We start from the raw sequence: 11,725 nt of genomic DNA, 5'->3' as shown, positions 1-11,725 counted from the left end.
GCCCCTACCCGCCCTGTCCCTGGCCTGTGCGGATGTGCAACACCTTCCGCCATCTCAACATGCCGCCGGTGGGCGCTTGCCTCCTGCGCTGCCCAAATGTTCAGGACGGGGGTGCGACGACGGCCCCGTCGGCCAGCAGCCTCGCGGCCTCGTCCCTTTCGAACCCGATCTGCTCGAGGATGGCGTGCGCGTCCATGGACAGCGGCGGCGCCCCACGCCGCGGCGGCGGCACGCGCCCGCGGTCCGTGACGGCCGGAAACGGCATGACGGGCCCCTCCGCCGTCTCATGGTGCAGCGCGCGCGCCCGGGCGTGCGCGGACGCCAGCGCCTCGGCCGGCGTCACGCAAATCGCCGCCGGCACGTCGTATCTCTCGAGCAGCGCGATCCACTCCGCCGCGGGGCGCGTTGAGAACATCGCGTCGAGCAGGTCCATCAGACGCAGGTGGTGTTCCAGGCGCCCCTGCTCGTCCGCAAAGTCGGGCGACGCGATTTCCGGAAACGCACCGCCCACGGCAGCCACGAAATTGTCCCAGAATTTCTGTTCGACGACGGTGAGCGCGAGTTGCTTCCCGTCTGCGCACGCGAAAACGTCGTTGGCGGGAAAGAGATGGGTCAGCGACGTGGGCGGGGTTTCGGGCCCGAAACGCATCAGGGTCGCGAACAGGACCGACTCGTAGAGGCTCAGGTCGATGGCGATGCCCTTGCCGGTCCTGTCCCGCTCCCTGAGCGCGGCCAGGATCGCGATACCGGCATAGGCACCGCCGAGGTAATCCGCCACGGGAAGCGCCGCCCGCTGCGGCGGGGAGCGCAATTGCCCCTTGTGCGCCATGCCGCCGCCCATGGCCATGTAGGCGAGGTCGTGCCCCGGATGGGTGCGCGCCGGCCCGGTCTGCCCGAAGCCAGAGATGGAGCAATAGATCAGCCCCGGGTTGATGCCTCTCAGCCGCGCAGGGCCGAAGCCCAGCTTGTCAGCGACACCCGGCCTGAAGCCCTCGACGACCACATCGGCCCAGGCGGCCAGCCGGTCAACGACCTGGCGCGCGGACGCGACCTTCAGGTCGAGCGCGATGCTCCGCTTGTTGCGATTGGTGCCCTTGAGCGTGTTGTTCTTCATCTGGCGGGCGTAGTCGCCGCCGGGCGGTTCGACCTTGATGACCTCTGCCCCGAGGTCGGCCAGAACGACGGTCGTCAGCGGACCGGGCAGGAGCATCGAGAAGTCGACGATCCGCACCCCTTCGAGCGGTTGCCAGGCGTCGGGTGCTGCCAATTTCTCTACCCCGCTTTGCAGCTGTTGGTCCCTGTTCGGTGCGAGGGCACAGCCCCTGCTGAAGCGCCGCGCTCACCGAGGCACGGTCAGCACATCGCGCGCAAAAGCCAGAAAGGCGCCTGGCCAGAAAGGCGCGTGGCCGGAACGCGCGTCCGGCGTAGCTGCCCGATCCCTTCCCGGTGTCCCGGTTGGAACACCTTAGCGCCAGCGTTGCGAATGTTGCCACTCGTCCGGATCGGCGGCGTTCGGGTACACGGCGTCGATGTGGCTGAGATCGCCGCTCTCGTTGCGCAGAACCAGCCGGTATTCCCCGCTCTGGCAGGTGTGTACGGTCTCGCAATACTTGCCCCCGTCGGCCAGGTCGCACAGCTTTCGGTCCTCGATCACTGCCGGTGTGCACTCCAGCACGACGGAGCGGCCGAAGCTTGCGAGTTTCGCGTCCACCTCGAACAGCGCGCCCTTATCGATGTTCGACAATGCAGCCGGGTCCATCCGGCAATAGACGTCGTAGCCGGTGCGCTTGCCCGCCGAGGCTGTCTTGTCGAACCAGTCCTCCCAGTTGAACCCCTGATCGGGCTTGGGGATCGCGGCCAGCCGCTGCGGCAGGGTGTAGGGCATAAAGGTCTGAACGACCGCCCTGCCCTCGCTGAAGGACATCTTGTCATTGCGCATGAAAACCCGGCGCCCCGCGGCGAGCAGGGCCACGGCGCGCGCCTCGTCATGCGCGCTCGCATCGGCAAGGTTCACCGACGCCTTGGGGTCCGCCAGGACGCGCTCCATGTGGGCGGCCCAGCGCGCCTGTTCCTCGCGCACCTTCTGGCCATAGGCCTCGCGCACTGCCGCTCAGCGCCACCTTGATCTCCGCTGACGCCTGCGGCGCGAGAGCGGCCAGCGAGGTCAGAAGGGGCAGCACAAGCATCAGGACGCGCATATCCCGGCCTCCATCGGTTAGGGTGCAGTGTTCGGGAGAAGCCGCTTGAAGACGAAGGCGCCTCTCAGAGCCGGGCGATGAGCGCCTGGTTGGCGCGCCGGACAATGCCGGGGATGAGGAAGGCGTCGACCAGGACCCAGATCGCCGGAATGGCCATCAGAAAGCTGCCGAAGCCGAGCGTGACCATCCCGATCAGGAAGGTGAGGATGGTGAGGGCGAGCAGGATCAGGCCCGAGACGATCCGCCCAAGATAGAACCGGTGCGCCCCGAACCAGCCGAGAAAGATCCACAACAGATAGGACACCAGCATCGATTTCTTCTGGGCATCATAGTTGAGTTGCGCCCGTGTATCCGCGCTGATTGTCGAATTCTGAGCCGATTGGCCGTCTGCACCACGCTGTATCTGGCTCATTTTCCCGCCCCAATTCCATTTCCGATTGCAATTCTGCCGAACAATCCGCCACCCGTCAAAACCGAAGCCAGCGCCCAATTCCCCCCTCCGCCGGATTCTGCATCGTGGACGTTCGGCTATCCGATCCGCTTGAGGGTTCTCGCGGTTCTGCCTAACGTCCCCACGGGGCAGTTATCCGAAAAGGGCGGCGCGGGTGGCAGGGGGCGAGCAGAAGTCGGCTGCGCGGCGTATGCGGATCCTCGACGGCGCCATCGGGCCGACGCTCGCGCGCCTTGCCGTGCCGACCGTTGCGGGCGCGCTCATCCAGATCACCATCAGCGTCGTCGAGGGCGCGGCCATCGGGCAGCTCGGCATCGATGCTCTTGCTGGCTCGGCACTCGTCTTCCCGCTCTACATGCTGACCGCGATGCTTTCGGCGGGCGCGATCGGCGGCGCGGTATCGGGCGCGATGGCGCGGGCCAGCGGATCGGGCGACGCGCGGGCCTGCGCGGACGTTGCGCGCGCGGCCATGGTTATCGCGCTGATCGGCGCGGGCGTGATGGGCGGGCTGCTGACCGTGGCAGGGCCCTCGTTCTTCCGCCTGCTCGGCGGCAGCGGCGCGGCGCTGGACGCAGCCGTCGCCTATGGCGCGGTATTCTTCCCCGGCATGTTGGCGGTGTGGTTGTTCAACATGACGGCGGGGCTGCTGCGCGGCACCGGCGAGATGGTCGTGCCCATGGCCGGCATCGCCGCGGTGACGGCGATCCACGCAGGCCTCGCCTGGCCGCTGATCGGCTGGGGCGGCATGGGCGGGGCTGCGCTCGCGGTGCTGACGGCCTATGGCCTGGGTGCGGCCGGGCTGCTTGCCTATGTGCTCACGGGCCGGGCGGGGTTTCGCCTGACCTTCCGGGTACCGGTGCCGTGGGGCCTCGTGCGCCGTTGTCTCGCGTCGGGGATGCTCGCGGGCACCCAGTCGCTGCTGACCGTCTCAGCCTCGCTGCTGGTCGCGGCGGTCGCGGGCCGCATCGGGCTGGAGGCGCTGGCGGGCTATGCGATCGCGGCCCGGCTCGAGCTGCTCATGACTCCTCTGATCTTCGGCGTGGGCGCGGCGCTCATCGCCATGGTGGGCGGCAATGCGGGCGCGGGACGGCGGGCGCGCGCGGTGCGTATCGGTTGGACGGGCGCGCTGATCGCTGCTGCGCTGGTCGGCACGATCGGCATCACCGTCGCGACGGTCCCCGACCTCTGGGTGCCGCTCTTCACGCGCGAGGCGGCGGTAACCGCGGTTGCGGAACAGGCCCTCGGCATCGTCGGCCCGGCCTATGGCTTCTTCGGGCTTGGGCTTGCCCTCTATTTCGCGAGCCAGGGCCTCGGCACGCTGTTCTGGCCGGTGAGCGGGTCGGTGGTTCGGCTCGCCGTAATCGTGGCGGTGCTCGCGGTGGCGCACGCGATGGACGCGCTGACGACCGGGGTCCTGTTCGCCGCGGTGGCGGCGGGCATGGTGAGCTACGGTCTCTTCAACGGCGCGGCGCTGCGCACAGGACCGTGGAGGGCCGGCACCCGCGGTACCGGGACCGCCACGGGCGACTTCCCATAGGTCCGGGGCACCAGGGGCGTTCAAGAGACGCGGGCCAGGACCACCCGGCGACTCGCTGACACACGCGGTGACACGAACGCCGGGGCTGGCGGCTCATCCCTGTTTTGAACCGGCATAAGCCTTTGCTTTTTTTTGGTGCCCGCTGCCGGAGTCGAACCGGCATGACCTTGCGGCCGAGGGATTTTAAGTCCCTTGCGTCTACCAATTCCGCCAAGCGGGCATCGCGAAGCGCAGCGCGTTCAACCTAGGCGAGGCCGCGCCCGGCGGGAAGCCCCCAGCGTCGCGGGAAAATTCCCGGCGGCCGGTTCGCATCTACACGGGGTGACTTGGGAGCTGTGAAAGGGCGCGGCGCCCCCCTCACGCCGCGTCGGGGTCCTCGCGGACGTACTCCTTGCCCAGGCGTTCGAGGAGCGCGACGATCTTCTCCTCGGCCGCCGCCAGCCGGTCCGCGTCGGTCGTGCGCCCGACGAGGCGCGTGCCGAACCGGCCCGACCGCGCGAAGGGGTAGGAGCCGAAGCGCACGTCCGGCATCTCGTTCTGCAAGGCTTCCAGCCCCTCGGAGATCTCCGCCTCCAGCGCGTTCGAGCGGATCGACACCGACAGCAGCGGCGGCCCGCCCGCAAGCTGCGGCCGGATGCTCTCCAGCATGCCGTCTACGATCTTCGGCACACCGGCCATGGTGAAGACATTCTCCAGCCGGAATCCGGGCGCCGCGCTGACCGGGTTCTCGATCAGGCTGGCGTCGCCCGGGATGCGCGCCATGCGGCGGCGGGCGGCGTTGAGGTCGCCCTCGGCATAATAGGCCTCGAGAATGGCGAGCGCGTCCGCCCGCTCCTTCAACTCCACGCCGAACGCCCGCGCGATGCCGTCGGCGGTCACGTCGTCGTGGGTGGGCCCGATGCCGCCCGTGGTAAAGACATAGGTGTAGCGGGTGCGCAGCGCGTTGACGGCGGCGGCGATCTCCTCGACCTCGTCGACGACCACGCGGACCTCGCGGATGGCAATGCCGATGGGGCCGAGGAAGTTCGCGAGCCGCGCGAGATTGGTGTCCTGCGTGCGCCCGCCGAGGATCTCCTCGCCGATGATGACCATGCCGGCGGTCGGCTGTTCGGACATGGGGTGTGTTCCTCCTGGCTCTCGACGGGTGCGCTCCGGCTCTTTAGGAAGGGCGCGGAGGGGGCGGCGTCAAGCCCCCTCGCCCGCCTGCCCGCCGACATGTCGAAGGTGCCTGCCATGCAGTTTCCCCGCCCGCTCGTCCCCGCCCGGCTGATCCGCCGCTACAAGCGCTTCCTCGCGGACGTGACGCTGGCCGACGGACGCGACGTCACGGTCAGCTGCCCGAACCCCGGCGCGATGCTGGGCCTCGCCGAGCCGGGCATGGAAGTGTTCCTGGAGGCGCACGAGGGTACGAGCCGGAAATACCCGCTCTCGCTGGAGCTTGTGCGCGCGGACGCAACCCTCGTCGGCATCAACACGGGGCGCCCCAACGGTCTCGCGGCGGAGGCGATCGCAGCGGGCCTCGTGCCGGAGGTGCCGGCGGGCGCGCCCCTGCGGCGCGAGGTGAAGTACGGCGCGTCGAGCCGCATCGACCTGCTGGCAGAACCGCCGGGCGCCCCGCCCCTCTACATCGAGGTGAAGAACGTCCACCTGCGCCGGCGGGAGGGCCTCGCCGAGTTTCCCGACAGCGTGACCGCACGCGGCGCCAAGCACCTGCGGGAGATGTCGGACATGGTGGCGCAAGGGGCGCGCGCGCTGATGCTATACATCGTGCAGCGCGACGACTGCGAGCGGTTCGCGCTGGCGGGCGACCTCGACCCCGCATACGCCGCCGCGTTCGCGGAGGCACGGGCCGCGGGCGTGGAGGTCGCGGTGTGCGCCTGCCGGATCGCGCCCGATGAAATCGTGCCCGTCCGGCGGCTCGCGCTTGACGTGTGACGCGGGAAAGACGAGATCATAACCCGATGACAGACGCATTCGTTCTCCAGACTGTGGCGACCCCTTCTGGCCGGATCAAGCTGCACGGGCCGGCGGCCTTCGAAGGCATGCGGCAGGCCGGGCGGCTCGCTGCGGAATGCCTCGACATGATTACGCCGCATGTCGTGCCGGGCGTGACGACGGACGAACTCGACCGGCGCTGCCACGAGTTCGTCGTGGCGCGCGGTGCGGTGCCAGCCCCCCTCTTCTACCGCGGCTTCCCGAAGTCGATCTGCACCTCGGTCAACCACGTGGTCTGCCATGGCATCCCGGGCGACCGGGAGCTGAAGGAAGGCGACATCGTCAATATCGACGTCACCGTGATCCTCGACGGCTGGCACGGCGACACGAGCCGGATGTACCCCGTGGGGGCGATCTCGCGGAAGGCGGAACGCCTGATCGACGTGACCTACGAGGCGATGATGCGCGGCATCGACATGGTGCGGCCGGGCGTCACGCTGGGCGACATCGGCCACACGATCCAGGCCTATGCCGAGAGCCACCGCTGCGGCGTGGTGCGCGACTTCTGCGGGCACGGCCTCGGCCGCGTGTTCCACGACGCGCCGAGCGTCTTGCACTTCGGCCGCCCGGGCCAGGGCGCGGTGCTGAAGGAAGGCATGTTCTTCACGATCGAGCCGATGATCAACCTCGGCAAGCCCGCGGTGAAGCTCCTCTCGGACGGCTGGACGGCGGTGACCAAGGACCGCACGCTGTCGGCCCAGTTCGAACATTCGGTGGGCGTGACCGCCGACGGCGTGGAGATCTTCACCCTCTCGCCCGCCGGCCTGCACCGGCCGCCCTATCTCTAGCGCCGCAATGGCGGACACGGGCGCGAGCGAGACGGCGGACGACCATCGCGCGGGCCACCGCGCCCGGCTGAAGCAGCGGTTCCTCGACGGCGGCGCGGACGCGGTCGCCGACTACGAGCTTCTGGAGCTCATCCTCTTCCTCGCCATCCCGCGCAGCGACGTGAAGCCGCTTGCCAAGGCGCTGATCGCGCGCTTCGGCGGCTTCGGCGAGGTGGTGAGCGCCGACCCCGCCCGCCTGCGGGAAGTCAAGGGCGTGGGCGACACCGTAATCGTCGCACTGAAGAGCGTGCAGGCCGCTGCCCTGAAACTCGCGCGCGGGCGGGTGCTGAACCGGCCCGCCATCTCCTCGTGGACCGCGCTGCTCGACTATTGCACGGCGGCGATGGGCTTCAACACGACGGAGCAGTTCCGCATCCTGTTCCTCGACAAGAAGAACCTGCTGATCGCCGACGAGGTGCAGCAGAAGGGCACCGTCGACCACACGCCCGTATACCCGCGCGAGGTGGTCAAGCGCGCGCTGGAACTGGGTGCGTCGGCGTTGATCCTCGTCCACAATCACCCCAGCGGGGATCCCACGCCGTCGGGGGCAGACATCGCCATGACCAAGCAGATCGAGGAGGCGGCGCGCGCCGTCGGCATCCGGCTGCACGACCATCTCGTCATCGGCCAGGGCGCGCACGCGAGCTTCAAGTCCCTCGGCCTGCTTTAGGGGGTTGAGCCTTCCGGCGTTGAGGCGCGCGCGCCCCTCTGCTAAGAGCCGCGGCGTCACTTCTCCTGCCGCCATCCCGCAACGCGAGGACGCCGCCGATGATCCCCCGCTATACCCGCCCCGAAATGTCCGCGATCTGGACGCCCGAGACCCGGTTCCGCATCTGGTTCGAGATCGAGGCGCACGCGGCCGACGCCATGGCGGAACTGGGAATCATTCCGAAGGAAGCCGCCCGCACGATCTGGGAAAAGGGCGGGCCCGCCACCTTCGACGTCGACCGCATCGACGAGATCGAGCGCGAGGTGAAGCACGACGTCATCGCCTTCCTTACCCACCTGGCCGAGTTCGTGGGACCGGATGCGCGCTTCGTGCACCAGGGCATGACTTCCTCAGACGTGCTCGACACCTGCTTCAACGTGCAACTCGTGCGCGCGACCGACCTGCTGATCGCGGACGTGGAGGCCCTGCTCGCCGCCATCAAGCGCCGCGCCTACGAGCACAAGGACACCGTCTGCATCGGCCGCAGCCACGGCATCCATGCCGAGCCGGTGACCTTCGGGCTGAAGCTCGCCCAGGCCTATGCGGAGTTCGACCGGGCGAAGCAGCGGCTGGAGATGGCGCGGGCCGAGATCGCGACCTGCGCCATTTCCGGCGCGGTCGGCACGTTCGCCAACATCGACCCCCGCGTCGAGGCGCATGTCGCCGAGAAGCTGGGCCTCGCGGTCGAGCCGGTCTCCACGCAGGTGATCCCGCGCGACCGGCACGCCATGTATTTCTCGGTGCTCGCGGTCGTCGCATCCTCCATCGAGCGGCTGGCGACGGAAGTGCGCCACCTGCAGCGCACCGAGGTGCTCGAGGCGGAGGAGTATTTCTCCGCCGGCCAGAAAGGCTCCTCCGCCATGCCGCACAAGCGCAATCCCGTGCTGACGGAGAACCTGACGGGCCTTGCCCGCCTCGTCCGCTCCATGGCGTTCCCGGCGATGGAGAACGTGGCGCTGTGGCACGAGCGCGACATCTCCCATTCCTCGGTGGAGCGCAACATCGGCCCGGACGCGACGGTGACGCTCGACTTCGCGCTCGCGCGCCTGACCGGCGTGATCGACAAGCTGGTCGTGTACCCTGAGAACATGCAGCGCAACCTCGACCGGCTGGGCGGCCTGCACAATTCGCAGCGCGTGCTGCTGGCGCTGACCCAGAAGGGCGCGAGCCGGGAGGACGCCTACCGCCTCGTGCAGCGCAACGCGATGAAGGTCTGGCGCGGCGAGGGCGACTTCATCGCCTTCCTCAAGGCCGACCCGGACGTGCGCAAGTACCTCTCCGACGCCGATATCGAGGAGAAGTTCGACCTCGGCTACCACACCAAACACGTGGACACGATCTTCGCCCGCGTGTTCGGGGAAGCCTGACGCCCCCCCTTCGCGGGAACCCATTGCGCCGGCGCGGCGTTCTTCGGCCCAGGACACTGGACGAAAGCGAAGGAGGTCGCGCCGAGATGAGCACCAACACGCGCCAGGCCGGCGGCAACAACATCCTCTACTTCATCGTGGGGGCGCTGGTCGTCGCCGTCGGCGTGCTGGGGTATCTCTACTACGACGCCCAGCAGAACCAGGCGGACATCACCGTCAACCTGCCGTCGGTGAAGACGGACTGACAGGGGCGCGCCCACCGCGCCCCCAACGCACGTATGGAAAAGGCCGCCGGTCGGACGCCGGCGGCCTTTCAGCCTCTCAGGATGATCGGCGGCCGCCGCAGGCTCAGCCCTTCACTTCCATCATGATCTGCTCGCGCGCGGTGACCAGCAGGTCGTCCATCTCGCGGCGGATCTGGTGGTCGGAGACCTCCACGCCCGCGGCGTCCAGATCCTTGCGCAGCTTGCGGAACACGTCCTCGTCGCCCGCTTCCTCGAAGTCGGCGATGACGACGGACTTCGCATAGGCGTCGGCCTCGTCCCCGGACTTGCCCATCAGGCCCGCCGCCCACAGCCCGACGAGCTTGGCGCGGCGCGCGTTCGCCTTGAAGCGCAGTTCCTCGTCATGCGCGAATTTGGATTCGTAACCCTTTTCCCGGTCATTGAACGCGCTCATGGCGGCTCCCATCTCCTCGACGTTTGATGCGGCGTTTCGCTCGGGCTACGGGATACCCCCGCCGCCCCCCTATATCAAGGCGCGAGCGTTGTTTTGCGCAAGCCTTTGGAGTAAGAACCGCCTCGCGTACGGACGGCCGCAGCGGCACGCGCGCACGGCGTCCCTTCTGAAGCCCCCTTTTCGGCGAGGCAGGCCACCCCATGGCACGGCGCAGACGGATTTACGAAGGCAAGGCCAAGGTGCTGTACGAGGGCCCGGAGCCCGGCACCCTCATCCAGTACTTCAAGGACGACACCACGGCGTTCAACAACGAGAAGCGCGCGGTGCTCGACGGCAAGGGGGTGCTGAACAACCGCATCTCCGAATACATCATGACGCGGCTGAACGAGCTGGGCGTCCCCACGCACTTCATCCGCCGCCTGAACATGCGCGAACAGCTTGTCCACGAGGTGGAGATCATCCCGATCGAGGTCGTGGTGCGCAATGTCGCGGCTGGCTCTCTGTCGAAGCGGCTTGGCCTGGAGGAAGGCTCCTCCCTGCCCCGCTCCATCGTCGAGTTCTATTACAAGAACGACGCGCTGGGCGACCCGATGGTGTCGGAAGAGCACATCACCGCCTTCGGCTGGGCCTCGACGCAGGACCTCGACGACATGATCGCGCTGGCGCTGCGCGTGAACGACTTCCTGTCGGGCCTCTTCCTCGGCATCGGCATCCGGCTCGTCGACTTCAAGCTGGAATTCGGCCGGCTTTACGAGAACGACATGATGCGCATCGTGCTCGCCGACGAGATCAGCCCCGATTCGTGCCGCCTGTGGGACATCGAAACGGGCGAGAAGCTCGACAAGGACCGCTTCCGCCGCGATCTCGGCGGGGTCACGGAAGCCTACCAGGAGGTTGCCCGCCGCCTCGGCCTGATGCCGGGCGAGGGCCAGTCCGCCTCGGCGACGTAAGACTGCCGCCACGGCGCAGATCGAAAGGGAATCAGGTGAAGGCCAGGGTTCACATCACGCTCAAGACCGGTGTCCTCGATCCGCAGGGCAAGGCGATCGGGAAGGCGCTGGGCACGCTCGGCTTCGAGGGCGTCGGCGAGGTCCGGCAGGGAAAGCTCATCGAGATCGAGCTTGCCGAGACCGACCCCGCCCGCGCCGAGGCGAGCGTCCGCGACATGTGCGAGAAGCTGCTCGCCAACACGGTGATCGAGAAATACGACGTGGAGCTGGTCGGGTGAAAGCGGTCGTCGTCGTCTTCCCCGGCACCAACCGCGAGCGCGACGTCGCAGCCGCCATCGTGCGTGCCGGCGGCAAGGCCGAGTTCGTCTGGCACGACGAGACCGCCCTGCCCCGCGCCGACCTGATCGTCCTGCCGGGCGGGTTCGCGCACGGCGACTATTTGCGCTGCGGCGCGATGGCTGCCCGCTCAGCCGTCATTCCGGAGGTGATCCGCCGGGCCGGTGCGGGTGTGCCGGTGCTCGGCATCTGCAACGGCTTCCAGGTCCTGACCGAGACCGGGCTGCTGCCGGGCGCGCTTCTGCGCAACGCGGGCCTGAAGTTCATCTGCCGCGACGTGCACCTGCGGGTGGAAACGGTGCGGTCGGGCTTCACGCAGGCCTATGCGCAAGGCCAGGTCTTGCGCGTGCCCGTGGCGCACCACGACGGCAATTATTTCGCCGACGCCGACACCATCGCCCGGCTGAAGGACGAGGACCGCGTGGCCTTCCGCTATTGCGACGCCGACGGCGCGATAACGGCGGCGGCCAACCCGAACGGCTCGCTGGAGAACATCGCGGGCATCCTGAACGAACGGCGCAATGTGCTCGGCATGATGCCGCACCCGGAAAACCTGACCGACCCGGCGCAGGGCGGCACGGACGGGCTCGGCCTCTTCCGCTCGCTGGTGGAGACGGTAGCGTGACGCATCCCCGCACTCACAACAAGGGACCGGGCGAGGAGCCGCAGGTGACGGT

Annotated in this window: 14 protein-coding genes and 1 tRNA gene; 9 read left to right on the top strand and 6 right to left on the bottom strand. The window is 68.4% G+C overall.

Annotation, left to right across the window (positions count from 1 at the left end; genetic code table 11):
• Positions 1-100: 100 nt before the first annotated feature.
• The 3 genes from NJQ99_RS01440 to NJQ99_RS01430 form a co-directional block, all read right to left on the bottom strand.
• Complete coding sequence (locus NJQ99_RS01440) at positions 101-1,267, bottom strand: CaiB/BaiF CoA transferase family protein (RefSeq protein ID WP_269331023.1); 1,167 nt, start codon at positions 1,265-1,267, stop codon at positions 101-103.
• A gap of 198 nt (positions 1,268-1,465) precedes the next feature.
• A complete protein-coding gene (locus NJQ99_RS01435) occupies positions 1,466-2,104 on the bottom strand; it encodes a hypothetical protein (protein WP_269331022.1) in 639 nt (212 codons plus the stop codon).
• Between the two features lie 158 nt (positions 2,105-2,262).
• Positions 2,263-2,508: a TM2 domain-containing protein gene (locus NJQ99_RS01430; RefSeq protein WP_269331021.1), complete on the bottom strand. Its 246-nt coding sequence runs from the start codon at positions 2,506-2,508 to the stop codon at positions 2,263-2,265.
• Between the two features lie 295 nt (positions 2,509-2,803).
• On the opposite strand from NJQ99_RS01430, the gene NJQ99_RS01425 reads away from it, so the two are divergent.
• Positions 2,804-4,186, top strand: coding sequence for an MATE family efflux transporter (locus tag NJQ99_RS01425; RefSeq protein WP_269331020.1), 1,383 nt, complete (start codon positions 2,804-2,806; stop codon positions 4,184-4,186).
• Positions 4,187-4,319: 133 nt separating this feature from the next.
• Here NJQ99_RS01425 and NJQ99_RS01420 read toward each other — a convergent pair.
• Together NJQ99_RS01420 and NJQ99_RS01415 are read right to left on the bottom strand one after the other, a co-directional pair.
• Positions 4,320-4,406 (bottom strand) — tRNA-Leu (locus NJQ99_RS01420).
• A 137-nt stretch (positions 4,407-4,543) separates the two neighbouring features.
• Complete coding sequence (locus tag NJQ99_RS01415) at positions 4,544-5,302, bottom strand: competence/damage-inducible protein A (protein ID WP_269331019.1); 759 nt, start codon at positions 5,300-5,302, stop codon at positions 4,544-4,546.
• Between the two features lie 117 nt (positions 5,303-5,419).
• Between NJQ99_RS01415 and sfsA the strand changes: the two genes are divergently transcribed.
• The 5 genes from sfsA to NJQ99_RS01390 all read left to right on the top strand — a co-directional run bounded on the left by sfsA (position 5,420) and on the right by NJQ99_RS01390 (position 9,329).
• On the top strand, positions 5,420-6,121 hold the full coding sequence (gene sfsA, locus NJQ99_RS01410) for a DNA/RNA nuclease SfsA (RefSeq protein ID WP_269331018.1): 702 nt from the start codon (positions 5,420-5,422) through the stop codon (positions 6,119-6,121).
• 26 nt (positions 6,122-6,147) lie between these two features.
• Positions 6,148-6,969 carry a type I methionyl aminopeptidase gene (map, locus tag NJQ99_RS01405; RefSeq protein WP_269331017.1) on the top strand — a complete coding sequence of 274 codons (822 nt, stop codon included), beginning with the start codon at positions 6,148-6,150 and terminating at the stop codon, positions 6,967-6,969.
• Between the two features lie 7 nt (positions 6,970-6,976).
• On the top strand, positions 6,977-7,678 hold the full coding sequence (radC, locus tag NJQ99_RS01400; protein ID WP_269331016.1) for a RadC family protein: 702 nt from the start codon (positions 6,977-6,979) through the stop codon (positions 7,676-7,678).
• A 98-nt stretch (positions 7,679-7,776) separates the two neighbouring features.
• Positions 7,777-9,084, top strand: a complete 1,308-nt coding sequence (purB, locus tag NJQ99_RS01395; RefSeq protein WP_269331015.1) for an adenylosuccinate lyase — start codon at positions 7,777-7,779, stop codon at positions 9,082-9,084.
• Positions 9,085-9,170: 86 nt separating this feature from the next.
• Complete coding sequence (locus NJQ99_RS01390) at positions 9,171-9,329, top strand: hypothetical protein (RefSeq protein ID WP_269331014.1); 159 nt, start codon at positions 9,171-9,173, stop codon at positions 9,327-9,329.
• 103 nt (positions 9,330-9,432) lie between these two features.
• Here NJQ99_RS01390 and NJQ99_RS01385 read toward each other — a convergent pair whose 3' ends face one another.
• Positions 9,433-9,762: a DUF1476 domain-containing protein gene (locus tag NJQ99_RS01385; RefSeq protein ID WP_269331013.1), complete on the bottom strand. Its 330-nt coding sequence runs from the start codon at positions 9,760-9,762 to the stop codon at positions 9,433-9,435.
• 200 nt (positions 9,763-9,962) lie between these two features.
• On the opposite strand from NJQ99_RS01385, the gene purC reads away from it, so the two are divergent.
• The 3 genes from purC to purQ are packed head-to-tail and all read left to right on the top strand — an operon-like array spanning position 9,963 to position 11,673.
• Positions 9,963-10,712, top strand: a complete 750-nt coding sequence (gene purC, locus NJQ99_RS01380) for a phosphoribosylaminoimidazolesuccinocarboxamide synthase (protein WP_269331012.1) — start codon at positions 9,963-9,965, stop codon at positions 10,710-10,712.
• 35 nt (positions 10,713-10,747) lie between these two features.
• Positions 10,748-10,990 (top strand): phosphoribosylformylglycinamidine synthase subunit PurS, encoded by a 243-nt coding sequence (gene purS / locus NJQ99_RS01375; protein WP_269331011.1) that lies wholly within the window; start codon positions 10,748-10,750, stop codon positions 10,988-10,990.
• Entirely contained in the window at positions 10,987-11,673 is a 687-nt protein-coding gene (gene purQ / locus NJQ99_RS01370) for a phosphoribosylformylglycinamidine synthase subunit PurQ (RefSeq protein WP_269331010.1), read from the top strand. The genes purS and purQ overlap by 4 nt, the downstream gene beginning before the upstream one ends.
• Positions 11,674-11,725 lie beyond the last annotated feature (52 nt).

It is taken from the genome of Futiania mangrovi (assembly GCF_024158125.1).
GTDB lineage: Bacteria > Pseudomonadota > Alphaproteobacteria > Futianiales > Futianiaceae > Futiania > Futiania mangrovi.
The sequence above is the reverse complement of the archived record's forward strand: the minus strand, read 5'-3'. Positions and strand labels throughout refer to the sequence as shown.

What these genes read in the sequence shown, in the direction of transcription:
- map (WP_269331017.1), top strand. Translation starts at nt 6,148, where the DNA reads ATGACAGACGCATTCGTTCTCCAGACTGTGGCGACCCCTTCTGGCCGG.
- radC (WP_269331016.1), top strand. Translation starts at nt 6,977, where the DNA reads ATGGCGGACACGGGCGCGAGCGAGACGGCGGACGACCATCGCGCGGGC.
- NJQ99_RS01385 (WP_269331013.1), bottom strand. Translation starts at nt 9,762, where the DNA reads ATGAGCGCGTTCAATGACCGGGAAAAGGGTTACGAATCCAAATTCGCG.
- purC (WP_269331012.1), top strand. Translation starts at nt 9,963, where the DNA reads ATGGCACGGCGCAGACGGATTTACGAAGGCAAGGCCAAGGTGCTGTAC.
- purB (WP_269331015.1), top strand. Translation starts at nt 7,777, where the DNA reads ATGATCCCCCGCTATACCCGCCCCGAAATGTCCGCGATCTGGACGCCC.
- sfsA (WP_269331018.1), top strand. Translation starts at nt 5,420, where the DNA reads ATGCAGTTTCCCCGCCCGCTCGTCCCCGCCCGGCTGATCCGCCGCTAC.
- NJQ99_RS01415 (WP_269331019.1), bottom strand. Translation starts at nt 5,302, where the DNA reads ATGTCCGAACAGCCGACCGCCGGCATGGTCATCATCGGCGAGGAGATC.
- NJQ99_RS01390 (WP_269331014.1), top strand. Translation starts at nt 9,171, where the DNA reads ATGAGCACCAACACGCGCCAGGCCGGCGGCAACAACATCCTCTACTTC.
- NJQ99_RS01430 (WP_269331021.1), bottom strand. Translation starts at nt 2,508, where the DNA reads ATGCTGGTGTCCTATCTGTTGTGGATCTTTCTCGGCTGGTTCGGGGCG.